Genomic DNA, 17,526 nt, shown 5'->3' with positions numbered 1-17,526 from the left:
AGTCCTTAATGAGTTTTGCTGCCGAGGGTGACAACACCATCAGCGCGCTCGCAGCCAAGCCAACTGGTCCAACCCAGCAGGCAGGCACTTTCCTGACCAATACGCAGTTCGCGAATTTCTTCGGGGATAAGCACCAGGCGGATGTCGTAATCGAGTGGATCACGCAAGGTAAAACGCACCAGCGCGCAAAGCGGTTGGTAGCCGGTGCCAATGGGTAAAAAATGGTGAAACTGCACCCAGCTCAAGCGCCGAATGTGAATGCGAAACTTGCCACTGCAATCGCGTACGCGTTCGCCCAGTACCAAGTCATGGGCCAGGGTGTAATTGGCGGTGCCCAGGCTGTTCTGTTGCCTGGGCTGAATATCCACAATCCGCACTACGCATTGCTCGATATTCATGTCGGCATGCTTGAAGTAGTAACGCAAAACCGCCTCGATCAACGCGGCGGAGTGAGCCCGTAAACTCAGCAGGCCCAAATACGGCAGCAAGCGTTTCCAGTTGAGTTCTTGCGCGTTGCGTATGTCTTGCCCGGCCAGACCAACCAAGGCGAACAGCTGCTCGGAGAACGGGTCATTCGCCCCCGTGCGAAAGCTCGAGCGATAGCGATACTTGCGCCAGATAGGCAGCAGCAAACGCTGAAGCCGGTGATTGAACAGGTCGAGAAACTCGCGTGTCGGGTTACCTTCCGGGCTGTCGCCAAGCGCTTGTTCGCCATAGAAAGCCGGAATGGGCGAGCTGGCACCAAACAAGCCAATCAAGTTGAAGCGCAAACGACACCGCAGCAGCCCTTCTTCCTGAAAATACTCCACCCGATCCACATCGCTTCCCGGAAACCCGAGGCTGGGATTGGCCTGAAACTCCAACTGATCGTAGAGCTCCTCCTCACTCATGAATGGGTGAGCTTCACGCAGGCGATACAGCACACGCTGCACAGCCTGAAACAGTGAGTATTCGCGTATTACCTGGCTAAGCCCGCTTAAAGAAGGGGCTGTAACCCCATGCGTGGCATCCATGTGTACACTTCTCCCTGTGTGCTCTCTACGCGCAATTCGTGATATGAGTTGAGGCTGGCGTACAGCGCAAAAAACTCATTGAGTACCGAGGCGAAGACGAACAGGTCGCCTTCACAGATGTATCCTTGCGAGTCCATCGACAACACGCTGCACAAGCCACGTATGGGCAATCCCTGATGCAGTCGGTCGACGTGGGTATGCTTGATCGACTTCAAACCGCCAAGTAATCGTTTGCTGACCCGCTGCGCATGCTGATCATAAAAACTCGGCAAGTCGTAGGTTTCGAGAATGACCTTGAGCGCATCGACATTCGCCAACGACAAATAGTTGAGCGACATATTGCTGATCAGCTTCCACAGAAAGTCCTGATTCAGCGGCGGTGCAAAGCTGGAGGTTGCGGCCGTTATATTCTTGAACTTGAGAAACTCGGGCGTGCCATCGCTGGGTACGCAGATATCACCCAGCTTCAGCTTTCGGGGCAGGTTCTGATTGGTGCAGGTCAACTCGATAGACAGGGTTTCATTGATTTCCTCTTCACTCATGCTGAAGCTCAAGTGCGTATCGAGCCCGTCATGGTGCAGCGAAGCGCGCTGGCGAATGCTGTAATGCGCCAGCGCCTGCGGCACATCAAAGCTTGGGTCATGCTCGAATGACTCGAATGGCACATAATCGCGATAACCCAAGCCACCAGGCCGCCAACCCAGCACGGCGTCTATCGAGAACACCCCGCAGTGCTCAAGGTTGTACTTGGCCGGCACCACCAGGTACTCATCCTGCTTGCCATCAAAACGAATGGGCGACGCATCGTGCTTGAATAAATTGACGATGGGCGTGCAGTTCAGCGCTATGTTGTCCAGCGTTGGGCGGGCGCGCTGAAGATTACCCTTGGCCAGATTGAAGCGAATCTCAAAGCCGCGCGTCTGCTTGAGAATGTCCTCAGGCAAGGCATTCAGCCGATCAAGCCCGGTCAAATCGACGAACAGAAATTTGTCCTGAAAGGCAAAGTACTCCTGCAAGTAGCGGTATCCGCGAAAGCTGTTTAACGGATATGGGATAAGTGCCTCTTCCTCCGCAAAGCCGACAGGCTGCACGCGGTCTGGCGATAGACCAAAGGAAATAGTCTTGTCGCCCTCACTCAGAAACGGCTTGTTCTCGCTGTCGAGTGGCACCAACTCAATCGCGTTGAGGTGGCGCAGCAAGCCTAGATACAAGGTCTGGCTGATGTACCGCTCACCGGTAAAATGCAGGCGCAAGCGACTCAGATCCAGACTACCCAGATGCCCCTCGCTGGTCATTGCCAGTCGCAGGTTGAGTAGCGCGCCATCGCCCTGCATCGAGTAGCTCAATGCCTGTAACTCGAGCGGCAAGATTTCAGTGGGATAACAGGTGCGAAAATGGCACGTGACCCCATCAACCGGAACACTTTCAACGGGCGTGTCACGTTGTACTTTATGTGCAGGGCCAGACTCAGTTAACGGCTCAAACTGCAAGATGCTGAACGCCGGCAGCGGACGCATGTAATTGGGCCACAGCAAGTGCATCAGCGAATGACTGAGCTCAGGGAGTTCGTCATCAAGCTTTTGCCGCAAGCGCCCGGTTAGAAAAGCAAATCCTTCCAGCAAACGCTCGACATCGGGGTCGCGCCCAGCCTGCAGCAGAAACGGCGCCAACGCCGGGCTGCGCTCGGCAAAGCGGCGCCCCAACTGACGTAACGCCGTAAGCTCACTCTGGTAGTAATTATTGAACGACATCTCAGCGCCAACCTGTCTGAGCAGGTGCGCAGTGCTCTGTACTCACCCGAATCGGCACTGAACTGCTTGCTGCGTAGGGTGCTGTGGCGGCATGGGTAAAAAGCACTAATCAATCCTTGATAGTGAAATGACGGCGCTGAATCTCGCGGATATCTGCGAGGTTCAGCCACCAAAACGTCCTTGTTTCGGCAGCTCAAACGGCATTGCCAAGCGCTGCAAATAAACGGGCAGTGTTCCGGGACTAACCGATAATCACGGTTCCTGCGCCACTGATGACAACATTGCCGTGGCTGCCGACCGAACCCACGGTAGCGGCTGCTTTGCCATTAATGAAAACCGTGTCCGAGAGCTGTTCCGCCAGGGCGCCACCGCAAGCACTGGTGTCGCCCTCGCGCGCGGCGCTAGCACCCTCGATAAGCACATCCGGCGAGCCGGTTGCGATTGGATTATTGCCATGCCCGCTGTGCGGACAATCGGTTGCGTCACCAACGCGTGCTGCAGGTTGACCAGCCATGTGAGTACCCTCATTTATTAACATTGACCTGCCCGCTACCATCGAGCGTCGCAGAAAAACTGACGTGCCGTTTGAAGCCCTCGACAGCCAGATTGCCCTCGATATTGAACGCCAACTTGAGTCGGTCATTACCGCCGGGTAAAGCCACTACATGCACATTGCTCAAGCGCGGCTCGTAAGCCTCGATGAAACGTTCGATTTCGCGCCGCGCCTGCTTGAGTGAGTCGTGCAGGCTGAGGCGCATATCATTGAGATCGGGTAAACCGTAGTCGGGGAGTGTCTGCACACTCCCCGCACGGGTGCTGAGCATTTTGCCCAGATGCGCTGCAACCGAGGCCATCGCGCAGGCCTCAAGGCTTGAGCCATTGCGCTTATCCAGCTCACCGCTAAGGCGCTCGAATAGGCTCCCGTAAGCAGCCATGCTCAGCCTCCGACCTACTCTTTATCCAGCTTGCCAACCAGCGACAGGGTGAAATCTGCGCCCATGTACTTGAAGTGCGGCCGCACGTTCAGGTTGACCCGATACCAGCCAGGCTCGCCTTCAACATCGCTCACAACAATTTGCGCGGCGCGCAAAGGGCGACGGCCACGGACTTCCGCACTCGGATTCTCTTGATCGGCAACGTACTGGCGAATCCACTTGTTCAATTCAAGCTCAAGATCCGTTCGCTCCTTCCAGGCGCCCAGTTGCTCGCGTTGCAGCACTTTCAGGTAATGCGCGAGTCGATTGACGATCATCATGTAAGGCAGTTGCGTACCCAGCTTGTAATTCAACTCGGCAGCTTTATCTTCGCTGCTATTGCCAAAGAACTTCGGCCGCTGAACCGAGTTGGCCGAGAAGAAAGCCGCGTTATCGCTGCCTTTGCGCATGGTCAGTGAAATGAAGCCTTCGTCAGCCATTTCATATTCGCGCCGGTCCGAAACCAATACCTCGGTTGGAATCTTGGTTTCGATTTCGCCCATGCTCTCAAAATGATGCAGCGGCAAATCTTCAACCGCGCCACCGCTTTGCGGTCCGATAATGTTCGGGCACCAGCGAAACTTGGCAAAACTGTCAGTGAGCTTGGTCGCAAATGCATAAGCGGTATTACCCCACAGGTAATGCTCATGGCTATTGGCGACGTTCTCTTGATAGACGAAGGTTTTGACCGGATTTTCTTCAGGGTCGTACGGGTTGCGCAGAAGAAAACGCGGTACGGTCAACCCCACATAACGTGAATCTTCCTGATCACGGAAGCTCTGCCACTTGGCAAACTGAGGGCCTTCGAAGTGATCCTTGAGATCTTTCAAATCTGGCAGACCGGTAAAGCTCTCCAGCCCGAAAAACTTCGGACCTGCTGCGGCAACGAAAGGCGCATGGGCCATGCACGAGACATTGGACACGTACTGCATCAGCTTGACGTCGGGTGCGCTCGGAGACATGAAATAGTTGGCGATGATTGCGCCCACCGGATTACCACCAAACTGGCCGTATTCAGCGGTGTATACATGCTTGTAGAGGCCTGACTGGACGACTTCCGGGGAGTCCTCAAAGTCATCCAGCAAATCGTCCTTGGAGACGTTGAGCATTTCGATTTTGATGTTCTCGCGGAAATTGGTGCGGTCCACGAGCAACTGCAAGCCACGCCACGCCGACTCCAGCGCCTGGAAGTCGCTGTGGTGGATGATTTCATCCATCTGCCGACTGAGCTTTTCATCAATCTCGGCGATCATCCGGTCAACCATGGCTTTCTTGACCGGCTCACCGCTGTTCTGCGGCTTTAACAATTCCTCGATGAAAGCTGAAACACCGCGCTTGGCGATTGCATACGCTTCATCATCAGGATTAAGCCGGGTTTCGGCGATTATAGTGTCGAGTATGCTGTATTCAGTTTTTGCGTCAGTCGACGTCTTTGCCGCGTGATTGCTCATAATTCCGATCCCTGCTGAAATTGATTTAAGCGTCCTTAGTGACTGCCGGATTAATGCCCAGCTCACCCAAAACCCGCCCGCGCGACTCATCGTCACTCAACACCCCTTCAATCGACTTGCGAAAAGCCGGTGTATTGCCCAACGGCCCTTTCAAAGCCACAAGTGCGTCGCGTAACTCCATCAACTTTTTCAGCTCGGGAATTTGCTCAACCAGATTTGCCGGGTTGAAATCTTTCATTGAGTTGATATTGATACTCACCGCCAACTCTTCGGCGTTCTCATCCAACTGATTGGGTACACCAAGAGTCAAGCTCAATTCCTGCTTGGCCAGCACTTCATCAAATGAGTCTTTATCAATACCAACTGGCTTGCGATCTTCTACCTTGCGCTCATCTTCGCGCTGAATAAAGTCACCCAGCACCAACAATTTCAAAGGCAGCTCTACATCTTCCTGAGCATTTCCAGTCGCCGGTTTAAACGTGACATTAATCCGTTCTTTGGGTGCTATTGAGCCTTCTTTGGCCATGGTAAATCTCCTGAGTTTAACCCTTGGGTCTATTCGAGTATCACGTCTAAATCGAGGTGGCAAAGTCTGCGATAAACATCATCTTTACACTCACGAACAACATTGCTCTGCGGCATCAGTTCACAGCAGCGGTATAACAAATGGAGAATTTCCAGCGCCAAGTTTGGCTCCCAGGAATTTAAACCTGACACCAACAATTGCTGATCCAAAGTTTCCAGCTGAACTTTTACCAAGTCATACTTTTTCGCCGAGAAACACAGCCGAGCCAGACTCAGCTGCCAGAAAAAAATTGCGCGGCCGCCCTGCGCACTTTGCAGGCCTTGATTGAGCAGCCTCACGGCGGCTTTCAAGCCTTCATCACGCAACACCGGCAAGGCATCGGCGAGCGCAATGTCCCAAGGCTCTTCAACATAAGCAGTGTGCTGCGGGTCTTGGGTTTTGGGGGCTTGCAGATGATGATTGACCTGCGCACTTATCCAGGCACGAGTTTGCTCATCGGCAAACGGCTCGCCATCATGGAAGCGCAGCTCAATGAGACTCGGCAGGCGCTGTTGCAACAGCGCAAAGTGGATTTCAATTTCACGCATTGCCAGCTGAGCATTCAGGCCTTCAAGGCACTCCCACACCATGCGCTGACCATCAAACCAGAACGGTGAACGCGCGATGCTGGCCTCAAGCTCGACAAGCAGATCGGCATACTGCTTTTGCTCAAGACGTTCCTGATAGTTCTTTTGTTTATCAGCAGGCAATCCACGCAGCGCAGTAACCTGTTCGGCGTTGCATTCCGGCAAGCTATCAATATTCAGCCAAAGCAGGGTTCTGTTGAGTTTCAGCGCCCGGACATCCGTGGCTTTCTGGCGCAGCCACCATGCGCACAGTGGCCGCGCGCCCTCTTGCAGATTACGCAGCGACTTATGCGCATCTTTCTCGTTGTCGATCTCAGCGTTAGGGCTCAAAAACTGACTGGCGGCCTGCTTCACTTGAGTGACTACACCACTAATCGAAGTCGGCTCCAACTGATCATTGGCGGCGCGCTCAACCATGCCCGACAGACGCCGACAAATCGGCAGCAGCAGCGGCGCTTCATCCTGCAGATGGTTGGTCAGTAGCAAATCAAGCGCTTCGAGGTGCAGCACGAACTGGCGGAAAAGAGGCAGCTGTTCTTTGACCGGCACGGTCTCACTCAAGACGCCTTCCATGCGTGGCACTAACCAGTTGAAAGCTGCAGAACGGGTACGCAGCTTTAGCGGATGCAAGGTGTCCCAATGGTGCTCACAGAGATTTCGCAACATGCCCAACCCAGCCAGCAATCCGGGTAAAGCCTCGCGTTGCTGCAACGCCCATGTCAGCCAGACAGCTACACGCAAATCCTTGGACTGCTCACGTAATAACAACTCGCTCCCATCCAACACCTTGAGCCAGTCAACATGACCATTACCATGGATACTATTGGCTTTACCAAGCTCACGCTCCAAGGCCTCATATTCGCTGGTAAAGCGTACGTCTTCACCGCTGAATTCATTTTCAGATATTGGCGTTTTCGCGAGGCGAATATAATAACTGGAAAGCTTGCGGGCATTACTCATCACTCAGTTCTTCCGGCTTAATTGTATCCACAAACATTTAGAATTCGCGCCAGACGCATCCATACGAACGAAAAATCTAAATCTATATAAACTTACACCAGTTTTGTTTAGTGACAAGCACCAAAAGAAAATCCCTACAGCAACTTACATCCCAACAAATCTACCCACTAAATAAGCGCAATCACTATAACCACGTATACACCCGACAAAGCAACCTACCCCTTAACCTTAACTCACTTAAAGCTTGCAAAGCATTATGCAACTTCTTGCTCAACACCTGTACATATCCACCCGACAAGCTACTTATCATCAGCAATTACGCCTCAATACATAACTGGAGAACAACAAACAAGAGTGAGCAACTTTTTGCTCACTCTAACAAGTGCAAATTAATCAAGCCAATGCGACAACAACCGGCAATAGCCACTACATTGTTTATTAGTTACTTTCCAATCAACTACAGGTATGTATCAATATTGCCCTTGTAACGCGGAATATATCGACCTGTACGTATAGTTTGTTTCATCCCTGAACTCATTCAGACTGGCCTTTCTGCTGAGGCACATGGCAAGGCCGTATCACGGCCGTGCTTGGCCGTTCGGATCGGCGAATCCCGGATTCAGACGAACTCACTAACTAGCACCGATTGGCCAAGCGCTCCTTAAGTGCCCACCTTCAGCCTATTTCCGCTTGCACCGAGACGATCTGAACGATGATTGAGGGGCACTAAAGCAACCTTGATCCACCGCCGCTTAAGCTATGCTTGAGAAAAATTTGCAGCGATGTATGCGGTCACGGTTGGAGCTTTTCAAAATGTCTTAACCGCATCGCCAAGGTGTTTCGCTGGATGTTTGAGCATCAACTACGGAGAAAGGAAGCAGCATGCCTGAGCCTGCACAGAGACTACGGATTGGCGCCTTGATCGCTTTGGTTGTGGGGTCGATGATTGGTGGGGGTATTTTCTCTTTACCGCAGAACATGGCCGAACGGGCAGATGCCGGCGCCATCATGATCGGCTGGACCATCACAGCTGTCGGCATGCTCAACCTGGCATTTGTGTTTCAGGTGCTGGCTAACCGCAAACCTGAACTCAACTCCGGGGTGTATGCCTATGCCAAGGCGGGCTTCGGTGACTACATGGGCTTTTCATCGGCCTGGGGCTACTGGATAAGCGCCTGGCTGGGTAACGTCGGCTACTTTGTGCTGTTGTTCAGCACGCTGGGTTACTTCTTTCCAGTGTTTGGTGAGGGTAATACACCCATCGCCATTGCAGCCTCTTCTGCTCTGCTTTGGGCCGTGCACTTTCTGGTGTCGCGCGGGATCAAGGAAGCAGCCTTCATCAATCTGGTCACGACGATCGCCAAAGTAGTGCCCTTGCTGATCTTTATCGTTATTGCCGCCATAGCCTTCAGTATGGATATCTTCACGCGTGATATCTGGGGCTATGAAAACCCGGACTTCGGCAGCGTGATGAACCAGGTGCGCAACATGATGCTGGTGACCGTGTTCGTTTTTATCGGCATCGAAGGCGCCAGTGTTTATTCGGCACGCGCACAAAAACGCTCGGATGTGGGCCGCGCAACAGTAATCGGCTTCCTCGGCGTGTTGGCGTTGCTGGTATTGGTCAACGTGCTGTCGCTGGGCGTGATGACTCAGCCAGAACTGGCCGGATTACAAAACCCATCTCTGGCCTCGGTACTTGAACATATCGTTGGGCCCTGGGGCGCGCTTCTGATCAGTCTCGGGCTGATCGTTTCCTTGCTCGGCGCCCTGCTCTCCTGGGCGTTGCTGTGCGCCGAGATCCTGTTTGCTACCGCGCAGGACAACACCATGCCGGCGTTTCTGAAAAAGCAAAACGCCAATCAGGTCCCGATCAATGCATTGTGGATGACCAATGTAATGATCCAGCTGTTCCTGCTGATCACCCTGTTTTCGGCGGGCACTTATACCAGCCTGATTTACCTCGCCTCATCAATGATTCTGGTCCCTTACCTGTGGTCAGCCGCCTATGCCTTTCTGTTGAGCTGGCGCGGCGAAACCTACAAAGCCAAATCAAAGGAGCGGATCAAAGACCTGTGTATCAGTTCAATCGCATTAATCTACGCGGTCTGGCTGCTCTATGCAGGCGGCGTCAAATACCTGCTGTTGTCTGCACTGCTCTACGCACCAGGAGTGGTGCTGTTTGCGATAGCCAAGCGCGAACAACGCGCTGCATTGTTCACACCGATAGAAACGGCTGTATTTGTGCTGGTAGTGGTAGGCGCAGGCTTCGCGGCCTACGGTTTGGAGACGGGCATATTGACGATGTAAGCCGGTAATGGCGCTGGGCCGATCAAGTCTCGGCACCCAGCGTGTTTGCCGTGGGTGGCAAAGCTTACGCTTAACCACCCAAGTTGCAGCGCCAACTGGGCATGGGTGCTGCTAAGCAATCACTGATTAGCCTGCGGCTGCCCGGCCTTGGGTTTGAAGTACAGGGTCTCGCCACGATTAAGATTGGCCAGGCTCAGGTGATCTTTAGCCACCTCGGCCTCAATCAATTCGCTTTGCCCAGCCACCTTCAAGGTCACCCGGGTGATTGCACCGAGCGGGCGAATATCACGCACTTCAGCGGCCTGATGATCCGTTTCGGCATCACGCGAAAGATGCACTTCATGCGGGCGGAACAGCACGTGGTGATCTTCACCCACATACAGGCGGTTCGCATCCCCGAGGAAGTGGTAAACGAAGTCGCTGGCAGGCTTTTCATAAACCTCGGCCGGTGTGCCGATCTGCTCGATCACACCTTTATTCATGACCACGATCCGATCGGCAACTTCCATCGCCTCCTCCTGATCGTGCGTAACGAACACCGATGTCAGATGAACCTCTTCATGCAAGCGCGCCAGCCAGCGGCGCAACTCTTTACGCACCTTGGCATCCAGCGCGCCGAAGGGTTCGTCCAGCAGCAACACCTTGGGCTCAACAGCTAGCGCACGGGCCAAAGCGATCCGTTGGCGTTGCCCACCAGATAGCTGCTCAGGATAGCGATCCGACAACCAATCCAGTTGCACCAAACCCAACAGCTCGTGCACTTTTTGCTTGATGACCGTCTCGCTCGGGCGCTCGCGCTTTGGCTTCATGCGTAAGCCGAATGCGACGTTGTCGAATACAGTCATGTGGCGGAACAAGGCGTAATGCTGGAATACAAACCCCACATTACGGTCGCGCACGTCGTGCTCGGAAACATCTTCACCGTGGAACTGAATAGAGCCGCTATCGGGTGTTTCCAGACCGGCGATAATGCGCAACAGCGTGGTTTTACCGCAACCGGATGGCCCCAGCAGCGCAACTAGCTCGCCACTTTTGATATTCAGGTTGATCTCGTTCAGCGCCTTGAACGCATTAAAATTCTTACTGACGTTGGTGATTTCAATCGACATGTTCTTGCGTCCTCAGCCTTCTGGCGCGGGCGGTTAATTCGTACATATCCCGCAGCGATAATGACAGCAGGGAAACAGCGCCCAAGGAAGGAGGCTGATAAGGCGGTGTAAGTGTATCGGGTCAGGTGACGTATAACGACTGCACAGAGGTCATCAGACCCTGACAAAGCCGGTACACGCGCAACCTTTAAAAAGTTGAGCGAATCATAGGGCCGGCCCTATATTCATAAAAATATCATTTAGTAACATTGATATTCGTTTTTAGCATATAAATCAAGATGCCGCGCTATCTACGCTCTGCCGGCGACCTTACTCTTGGCTTTGGATAATGCTGGCTCAAGCGAAACACCGGGCCAACAGTTGCCGAGCTAGCTGACTGATCAGAGCCCGTTGAGCAGCAATTAAGCTGCCTTGGCGCTGCACCGAGGTTAACGCACCTAAAAATTCGATATCGTTATATACATAGCTCAAAAAATTACTTTTTAAGAATAAAAAACTTAGGCAGTATCACCGCCCATAAGTTGGCCGATGTGCCAGAAAAATTAAATGGAGCCTTAAACACAGGGCTCAGTGACGAGGAACGTCTTCATCATGCTAAAGAAATTGCTTCTGGCCAGCCTTATCTCTACCAGCCTGTTGAGCAGCGTATCTGCACTGGCTGACGACAAGCCGATCCTCAACGCTTCATACGACATCGCTCGTGAACTGTTTGCCGAGATCAATCCTAAGTTCCTCGCCAAGTGGAAAGCCGACACCGGTAAAGAGCTGAAGATCGACCAGTCTTTCGCCGGTTCTTCGCGCCAGGCGCAAGACATCATTCAAGGCAAAAAGGTTGATACCGTTACTTTCAACCAGGTAACCGACGTCGACATCCTCGCCAAGCGCGGTCTGGTACGTAAAGACTGGGCACAGCAGTTCCCGAACAACAGCTCGCCTTACTACAGCACCACCGCATTTTTGGTGCGCAAGGGCAACCCAAAGAACATCAAGAACTGGGACGACCTGGCCCGTAGCGATGTGAAACTGGTGTTCCCAAACCCGAAAACTTCGGGCAACGCGCGCTATAGCTACCTGGGCGCGTGGTTGTATGCAAACGAGAAGTTCGCCGGTGATGAAGCCAAAATCAAAAGCTTCGTCGGCAAGATCCTGCACAACGTACAAAACTTCCCAACTGGCGGTCGCGCCGCAACCATCGCCTTTGCCCAGAACGGCCAGGGTGATGTATTGCTGACTTTCGAATCGGAAGTGGTGAACATTGCCAACGGTGAAGAGTTCAAGTCCGGCGAATACGAAATCGTTGTACCGCCAGTCAGCGTTCTCGCCGAGTTCCCGGTGGCAATCGTCGATAAGGTTGTCGACTCTAAAGGCACCCGTGATGTTGCCAAAGCCTACCTGGACTTCCAGTACAGCAAAGACATCCAGCAACTGCTGACCACTTACAACTACCGTGTACACAACCCGGAAGTCGTGAAAGCCACCGCCGACCAGTTCCCGCAGGTGCGCCTGATCAACCCGACAGAAGTACTCGGCAGCTGGGATGACATCACCGCCATGCACTTCGACTCCAATGGGGTGCTCGACCAACTGCTGGCTGAAGGTCGCTAAGACCGCTTTGATTTGAGCAATACAGCAGGCCGCCGTCCATGATGGCGGCTTGTGCATTCAGGGACATTTGCGTGCTTACAACTCCCCGCTTTTTTGTGCAGAAACCCGTACTGCCAGGCTTCGGCCTGAGCTTTGGTTTCAGCACGTTTTACATTTCTCTGGTGATCCTGTTCCCACTGTCGGCACTGCTGCTTTATGTCAGCGACATGAGCTGGGCGCAATACTGGCAGGCCATCAGTGATCCGCGCGTGGTGCAGAGCTACAAGGTGACGGTCAGCGGCGCGTTCTACGCCACGATCGCCACCGTATTGATCGGCATGTTGCTGGCCTGGATCATCACCCGCTATGACTTCCCCGGCCGCCGCCTGGTCGATGCTTTCATCGACCTGCCATTCGCGCTGCCCACCTCGGTTGCAGGTTTAACCCTGGCCACCCTGCTCGCACCTAGTGGCTGGCTGGGCATGTGGCTTGAACCGATGGGCATCAAACTGGCCTACGCCTATCCCGGCATTCTGATCGCAATGGTTTTCACCAGCCTGCCCTTCGTGGTGCGCACCGTGCAGCCAGTGCTGCAAGACATGGGACACGAATACGAAGAGGCCGCCCGGACCTTGGGCGCTAATCGCGTGCAGACTTTTTTCCACGTCGTATTGCCAACGCTATTACCGGCGTTGATGACCGGCGCATCGCAGTCATTCATTCGCAGCCTGGGTGAGTTTGGCGCGGTGATCATGCTGGCCGGCAACATTCCGTTCAAGACGGAAGTGTCCTCGCTGATGATTTTCGTGCGCTTGCAGGAATTCAACTATCCGGCGGCGGCAGCAATTGCCTCGGTGATTCTGCTGGCCTCTCTGGTACTGCTGTTCAGCCTGCAAGTGCTGCAGGGTCGAATCTTCAAATGGCAACGGCAAGGCAAATGAAAAAACCTCAACACTGGCACCAGTGGCTGTTGATCGGCCTTGGCTTGACCCTCGTCACGCTAATTCTGCTAATCCCGCTGGCGCTGATTTTCAGTAAGGCGTTTTCCGGCGGTCTGGCCCTGTTGTGGGGCAACCTCAACGAAGATTACATGATCCACGCCATTGGCCTGACGCTGCTGGTTGCGGCCATGACAGTACCAATTAATCTGGTGTTCGGCATTTTGCTGGCCTGGTGCGTAACCCACTACGACTTCCGCGGCCGCAAGCTGCTGACCACTGTGATCGACATTCCCTACGCGGTGTCGCCCGTGGTGGCCGGCCTTTGCTATCTGGTGGTGTACGGTATCGAATCCTCGCTGGGCCGCTGGCTCTACGATCAAGACATCCAGTTGATGTTTGCCTGGCCGGGCATTGTCATGGTCACGGTCTTCGTTACCGCGCCCTATGTCGCGCGTATTCTGATACCGGTGATGCAGGCTCAGGGCCAGGATGAAGAGACCGCCGCCATGTGCCTTGGCGCAAACGGCTGGCAGATTTTCAGCAATATCACCCTGCCGAAAATCAAGTGGGCATTGCTCTATGGCGTAGTGGTAACCAACGCACGGGCGGTGGGCGAGTTCGGCGCAGTTTCAGTCGTGTCCGGCACCATCATCAACCAGACGCTGACCCTGCCGCTGCTGGTTGACCAGCTCAACAACGACTACAAACCCGCTGCCGCGTTTACCGCCGCCGCACTGCTGGCGATGATGGCATTGCTGACACTGCTGCTGAAAACCTTCATGGAATGGCGCCAACGCACCTTGATGCAGCGCGCCGAGGCCAGCTAGAGCCGGTATTCGCTGTAATCGCAGATTGAAAAAGACGCCCACGGGCGTCTTTTTTATGGCTGACGGATTAGTCGCGCCCCAGGTCAAAGGCTTTCATTGCGCCGTTTGTAGCTGAGCAGCCTGAGGTTAATTGGTGTGATTGGCCTGCGCCTGTAAAGGGAGCTAATAACCGACAGCAGCCAAACATTCAGCTACCCGCCTGCCACAACTTATTAAACCGAGAGTGCCAAGGCCTCGCCTGTTCGATACGCGCTGCCAGCGCCAGTAAATCGCTATCGGCGCCCATGGGCGCGACTAATTGAATGCCTATCGGCAGCCCTTCGCGGGACTCTGCAATCGGCAGGCTAATCGCCGGCACACCTGCAGCATTCACCCAGCCAGTGAAGATCGCATGGCCACGCGGACCGACTGGCTGGCCATCAATGGTCTCGGGATAAGCCTGTTCGGCGGGCCACGGCAAGGCGGCTGCCGTAGGCATCAACAGTGCGTCATAGTCTGCAAACATTCGGTCAACTGCGACTCGTAGCGCCTCGACCTGCTCGATGATGGCCCATAAACGGCTCGCCGGCAGGCGCTCCCCGGCGTCGGCGAGTTGTTGATATTTCGCAGACGCACCAGTGCGCCATTGTGGATAACTGGCAAACAGATGAGCCAGACCGATCTGACCAATCTCAGGCCAAGCCCGATTCATAGCACTCAGATCAATCGGCAGCTCGGCTGTTACAACCGTGCAGCCCAACTGCTCAAGCAAGCCGGCAGCTTCGGCCGTAGCGCAGCGCACCTGCGGACCTACCGGCGCGCCATCGAGAGTTTGTACATAGAGCACTCGCTGCAATTGACGCCTGGCTTGCACCCGCGCCAATGAACGGCGATCGCGGGTATCAGCGCCAGACAGCAAGCTGAACATCAACTGCACGTCGGCAACGCTGCGCCCCACCGGCCCGACTACTTCAAAGTCCAAGAGCAAGCCGGGAAATCCTGCGCCCCGGGCAATCGCGCCGATTGAAGGCTTTAAACCGACCAGCCCGGTGTGCGCGCAAGGCCGACGGATTGAGCCGCCGCCATCGGTACACAGCGCCAACGGCGCAATTCCCGCCGCCACCGCCGCCACCGCACCGCCACTGGAACCGCCGGGCGTGAGCTGGATATCCCACGGATTGCGCGTGGTGCCAAACAAGGCGTTGCCGGTGTAACCCTCAAGGGTAAACTCCGGCACATTGGTTTTTCCCACCAGCACCGCACCCATGGCCCGCAAGCGTGCCACCGGCAATTCATCAGCCGCGAAATTATCTTCCAACGCCGGGCATCCCCATGTAGCGGGCACACCGGCCATCAACAGATTGTCCTTGATGGTCATCGGGATGCCATCCAGTTCGCTCAACGGGCAACCTGCGGCATAGCGCGCCTGACTGGCCAGCGCAGCGGCATGTGCATCAGGAGCCAGCGCGATAAGCGCATTGATTTGCGAGTTGACCTCGGCGACACGCTCAAGCACCGACTCGAGCGCCGCAACCGGCGACCACAAGCCCTGTCGAAAACCTTGCGCCAACTCGACTGCGCCCAGTTGCCATAGCTTGCTCATGCAGCCTTCCCCGGCAGCCAAGTGACGATATCCGGCATGGCTATAAGCAGCAGCGAGAACACCATCATGATCGCGGCGTACGGCAGCGCGCCACGGATCACATCCGTCATGCTGCCTTTGTCCGGGCGAATGCCGTGCACCACAAACAGGTTCATGCCCACCGGTGGCGTGATCAAGCCGAGCTCACACATCAGCACCACGAAGATCCCGAACCAGACCGGATCAATGCCCAGCGCGATGGCCATCGGGAAGGTGATCGGAATTGTCGCCACCTGCATCGACAAGACGTCCATGAACATGCCCAGCACCAGATAGAACACCACCAGCACCAACAGGAACGCCGTGGCGCTGAGGCCAAGCGAATTGACCCACGCCGACATGTCCTCGGCAACGCCCGTCAAGCTGATGGTCAGGTTAAGGATGAAGGCCGACGTGATGATCAGCAGAATCATTCCGGACACCCGCGCCGTCTGAATAAAGCAGGTGCGCAGGGTCGGCCAGTTCAGCGCCCGCGCAGAAGCTGCAAAACCCAGCGCTACCATCACGCCTAGCGCCGCCGATTCAGTCGTGGTCGCAAGGCCGGTGTAGATGCTGCCCATGACCACGCCGAAAATCACCACAGGCGCAATCAGGTGCACCGAAGCACGCAACTTGAGAGCCAATGGCACATTTGCTTCACGCATCGCCGCTTTTTCAGCGCCGCAATGGGTAAGCGCAATAAACAACATGAACAAACCGCTTAACAGCAAACCTGGAACGATACCGCCCATGAACAACTGGCCAATCGAGGTATTGGTCAGCGAGCCATAAATGATCAGGTTGACGCTCGGCGGAATCAGGATGCCCAGCGTGCCGCCCGCCGCCAACGTGCCCAGCGACGGCGCCACTGCATAACCGCGCGCCTGCAAAGATGGTAACGCCACAGTACCGACTGTTGCAGCAGTGGCCACTGACGATCCCGAAGTGGCGGCGAACAACGCGCAAGTGGCGATATTGGAATGCAGCAAGCCTCCGGGCAAACGTCCCATCCACGCCGACAACGCCAAATACATGCGGTCGGCAATACCGGCGCGCAGCAGAATTTCACCTAGCAGAACGAACAGTGGAATCGAGGTCAGCAGATTATCGTTCTGCACGCCCCACACCACCGGAGAAATCGAATCGAGAAACGGCATGCCATACGCCAGCACACCACCAATAATGCCGACAACCGCCATCACCACAGCAATCGGCAGACCTGCCAGCATCAGCAGAATCATCGCCACAAAGGCGATCAGTACAAATACGACACTCATACCGGCTTCACCTGGCTGCGTTGTTCGATGTTGCCCAGTTCCTCGGCCAGTTCATCCTTGGCCCCGCGTGGATTGAAGCCATGGTTCAACGCATTAATACGGCGGTTTACCAGCAAGTACGTCGACCGAACCGCCATACCAAAAGCCACCAGCATGAAAATCACCTGTCCGGCAAACCACAAGCTCTGTGGATAAATCAGCGGCGTTGCCCACGGCGTTTGTGCAGTGCTTTGATAGTCCAGCGTGTCGCGCACCACGCCCCAACTGAGCAAACCCAACAAGCCTGCAAAACTGGCCATCAGCACACTGGAGAACCAGTTCAGCTCCGCTTGCCAGCCCGCCGACAAGCGCTCATAGAACACATCCACACGAATGTGATTACGCCCGAACAAAGCCAGCGTGAAGGCCAGCGTAGCCCCAACTGCCAGGGCATAGCCGCCCAGCTCATTGGCGCCTTGCAACGAGACGCCAAGAAGCTTTCGCGCCAGCACTTCGATGCTGATCCAGCCGGACAGGGCGATAAAGATGCCGCCAAATATCGCTGCAAGCGTGTTTTCGATACGCGACATGATGATCG

The 17,526-nt window shown here is 54.9% G+C and carries 15 protein-coding genes; 4 read left to right on the top strand and 11 right to left on the bottom strand.

Annotation, left to right across the window (positions count from 1 at the left end; translation table 11 throughout):
- Window positions 1-5 precede the first annotated feature (5 nt).
- The 7 genes from tssG to tssA form a co-directional block, all read right to left on the bottom strand.
- Window positions 6-1,013: a type VI secretion system baseplate subunit TssG gene (gene tssG / locus FEZ62_RS14215; protein WP_172928365.1), complete on the bottom strand. Its 1,008-nt coding sequence runs from the start codon at window positions 1,011-1,013 to the stop codon at window positions 6-8.
- On the bottom strand, window positions 977-2,764 hold the full coding sequence (gene tssF / locus FEZ62_RS14210) for a type VI secretion system baseplate subunit TssF (protein ID WP_172928362.1): 1,788 nt from the start codon (window positions 2,762-2,764) through the stop codon (window positions 977-979). Before tssF ends, tssG begins: the two co-directional genes overlap by 37 nt.
- Window positions 2,765-3,005: 241 nt before the next feature.
- Window positions 3,006-3,278, bottom strand: coding sequence for a PAAR domain-containing protein (locus FEZ62_RS14205; RefSeq protein WP_172928354.1), 273 nt, complete (start codon window positions 3,276-3,278; stop codon window positions 3,006-3,008).
- 10 nt (window positions 3,279-3,288) lie between these two features.
- Window positions 3,289-3,699, bottom strand: a complete 411-nt coding sequence (gene tssE / locus FEZ62_RS14200; protein WP_172928352.1) for a type VI secretion system baseplate subunit TssE — start codon at window positions 3,697-3,699, stop codon at window positions 3,289-3,291.
- A 14-nt stretch (window positions 3,700-3,713) separates the two neighbouring features.
- Complete coding sequence (gene tssC, locus FEZ62_RS14195; protein ID WP_069899598.1) at window positions 3,714-5,189, bottom strand: type VI secretion system contractile sheath large subunit; 1,476 nt, start codon at window positions 5,187-5,189, stop codon at window positions 3,714-3,716.
- A gap of 25 nt (window positions 5,190-5,214) precedes the next feature.
- The gene (gene tssB, locus FEZ62_RS14190) at window positions 5,215-5,715 is read right to left on the bottom strand and encodes a type VI secretion system contractile sheath small subunit (protein WP_069899599.1); all 501 of its coding nucleotides are present in this window, start codon (window positions 5,713-5,715) and stop codon (window positions 5,215-5,217) included.
- Window positions 5,716-5,744: 29 nt separating this feature from the next.
- Entirely contained in the window at window positions 5,745-7,301 is a 1,557-nt protein-coding gene (gene tssA, locus FEZ62_RS14185) for a type VI secretion system protein TssA (protein WP_172928350.1), read from the bottom strand.
- Window positions 7,302-8,183: 882 nt separating this feature from the next.
- Here tssA and arcD point away from each other — a divergent pair.
- The gene (gene arcD / locus FEZ62_RS14180; protein WP_069899601.1) at window positions 8,184-9,611 is read left to right on the top strand and encodes an arginine-ornithine antiporter; all 1,428 of its coding nucleotides are present in this window, start codon (window positions 8,184-8,186) and stop codon (window positions 9,609-9,611) included.
- A 119-nt stretch (window positions 9,612-9,730) separates the two neighbouring features.
- Here the strand turns inward: arcD and FEZ62_RS14175 are convergent, their stop codons facing one another.
- Window positions 9,731-10,720: a sulfate ABC transporter ATP-binding protein gene (locus FEZ62_RS14175; RefSeq protein WP_172928342.1), complete on the bottom strand. Its 990-nt coding sequence runs from the start codon at window positions 10,718-10,720 to the stop codon at window positions 9,731-9,733.
- A 591-nt stretch (window positions 10,721-11,311) separates the two neighbouring features.
- Between FEZ62_RS14175 and cysP the strand changes: the two genes are divergently transcribed.
- The 3 genes from cysP (at window position 11,312) to cysW (ending at window position 14,072) form a co-directional block, all read left to right on the top strand.
- On the top strand, window positions 11,312-12,325 hold the full coding sequence (gene cysP / locus FEZ62_RS14170) for a thiosulfate ABC transporter substrate-binding protein CysP (RefSeq protein ID WP_172928340.1): 1,014 nt from the start codon (window positions 11,312-11,314) through the stop codon (window positions 12,323-12,325).
- Between the two features lie 71 nt (window positions 12,326-12,396).
- The gene (gene cysT / locus FEZ62_RS14165) at window positions 12,397-13,245 is read left to right on the top strand and encodes a sulfate ABC transporter permease subunit CysT (RefSeq protein WP_197737958.1); all 849 of its coding nucleotides are present in this window, start codon (window positions 12,397-12,399) and stop codon (window positions 13,243-13,245) included.
- On the top strand, window positions 13,242-14,072 hold the full coding sequence (gene cysW / locus FEZ62_RS14160; protein WP_172928338.1) for a sulfate ABC transporter permease subunit CysW: 831 nt from the start codon (window positions 13,242-13,244) through the stop codon (window positions 14,070-14,072). The genes cysT and cysW overlap by 4 nt, the downstream gene beginning before the upstream one ends.
- Window positions 14,073-14,259: 187 nt before the next feature.
- On the opposite strand, the gene FEZ62_RS14155 is transcribed toward cysW, so the two are convergent.
- From FEZ62_RS14155 to FEZ62_RS14145, 3 genes are read right to left on the bottom strand one after another with little or no spacing between them, the layout of a single operon-like run.
- Window positions 14,260-15,654 carry an amidase gene (locus tag FEZ62_RS14155; RefSeq protein WP_172928336.1) on the bottom strand — a complete coding sequence of 465 codons (1,395 nt, stop codon included), beginning with the start codon at window positions 15,652-15,654 and terminating at the stop codon, window positions 14,260-14,262.
- A complete protein-coding gene (locus tag FEZ62_RS14150) occupies window positions 15,651-16,949 on the bottom strand; it encodes a TRAP transporter large permease subunit (protein ID WP_172928334.1) in 1,299 nt (432 codons plus the stop codon). The genes FEZ62_RS14155 and FEZ62_RS14150 overlap by 4 nt, the downstream gene beginning before the upstream one ends.
- Window positions 16,946-17,518, bottom strand: a complete 573-nt coding sequence (locus tag FEZ62_RS14145; RefSeq protein WP_172928332.1) for a TRAP transporter small permease — start codon at window positions 17,516-17,518, stop codon at window positions 16,946-16,948. The genes FEZ62_RS14150 and FEZ62_RS14145 overlap by 4 nt, the downstream gene beginning before the upstream one ends.
- Window positions 17,519-17,526: the final 8 nt, after the last annotated feature.

Source organism: Pseudomonas sp. MS19 (assembly GCF_013277615.1).
Lineage (GTDB): Bacteria > Pseudomonadota > Gammaproteobacteria > Pseudomonadales > Pseudomonadaceae > Aquipseudomonas > Aquipseudomonas marincola.
This window is presented reverse-complemented; position numbering and strand designations above follow the sequence as displayed.

Excerpts from the sequence above, each read along its gene's own strand:
- tssG (WP_172928365.1), bottom strand. The coding sequence starts at position 1,013 with ATGGATGCCACGCATGGGGTTACAGCCCCTTCTTTAAGCGGGCTTAGC.
- tssF (WP_172928362.1), bottom strand. The coding sequence starts at position 2,764 with ATGTCGTTCAATAATTACTACCAGAGTGAGCTTACGGCGTTACGTCAG.
- FEZ62_RS14205 (WP_172928354.1), bottom strand. The coding sequence starts at position 3,278 with ATGGCTGGTCAACCTGCAGCACGCGTTGGTGACGCAACCGATTGTCCG.
- tssE (WP_172928352.1), bottom strand. The coding sequence starts at position 3,699 with ATGGCTGCTTACGGGAGCCTATTCGAGCGCCTTAGCGGTGAGCTGGAT.
- tssC (WP_069899598.1), bottom strand. The coding sequence starts at position 5,189 with ATGAGCAATCACGCGGCAAAGACGTCGACTGACGCAAAAACTGAATAC.
- tssB (WP_069899599.1), bottom strand. The coding sequence starts at position 5,715 with ATGGCCAAAGAAGGCTCAATAGCACCCAAAGAACGGATTAATGTCACG.
- tssA (WP_172928350.1), bottom strand. The coding sequence starts at position 7,301 with ATGAGTAATGCCCGCAAGCTTTCCAGTTATTATATTCGCCTCGCGAAA.
- arcD (WP_069899601.1), top strand. The coding sequence starts at position 8,184 with ATGCCTGAGCCTGCACAGAGACTACGGATTGGCGCCTTGATCGCTTTG.
- FEZ62_RS14175 (WP_172928342.1), bottom strand. The coding sequence starts at position 10,720 with ATGTCGATTGAAATCACCAACGTCAGTAAGAATTTTAATGCGTTCAAG.
- cysP (WP_172928340.1), top strand. The coding sequence starts at position 11,312 with ATGCTAAAGAAATTGCTTCTGGCCAGCCTTATCTCTACCAGCCTGTTG.
- cysW (WP_172928338.1), top strand. The coding sequence starts at position 13,242 with ATGAAAAAACCTCAACACTGGCACCAGTGGCTGTTGATCGGCCTTGGC.
- FEZ62_RS14155 (WP_172928336.1), bottom strand. The coding sequence starts at position 15,654 with ATGAGCAAGCTATGGCAACTGGGCGCAGTCGAGTTGGCGCAAGGTTTT.
- FEZ62_RS14150 (WP_172928334.1), bottom strand. The coding sequence starts at position 16,949 with ATGAGTGTCGTATTTGTACTGATCGCCTTTGTGGCGATGATTCTGCTG.
- FEZ62_RS14145 (WP_172928332.1), bottom strand. The coding sequence starts at position 17,518 with ATGTCGCGTATCGAAAACACGCTTGCAGCGATATTTGGCGGCATCTTT.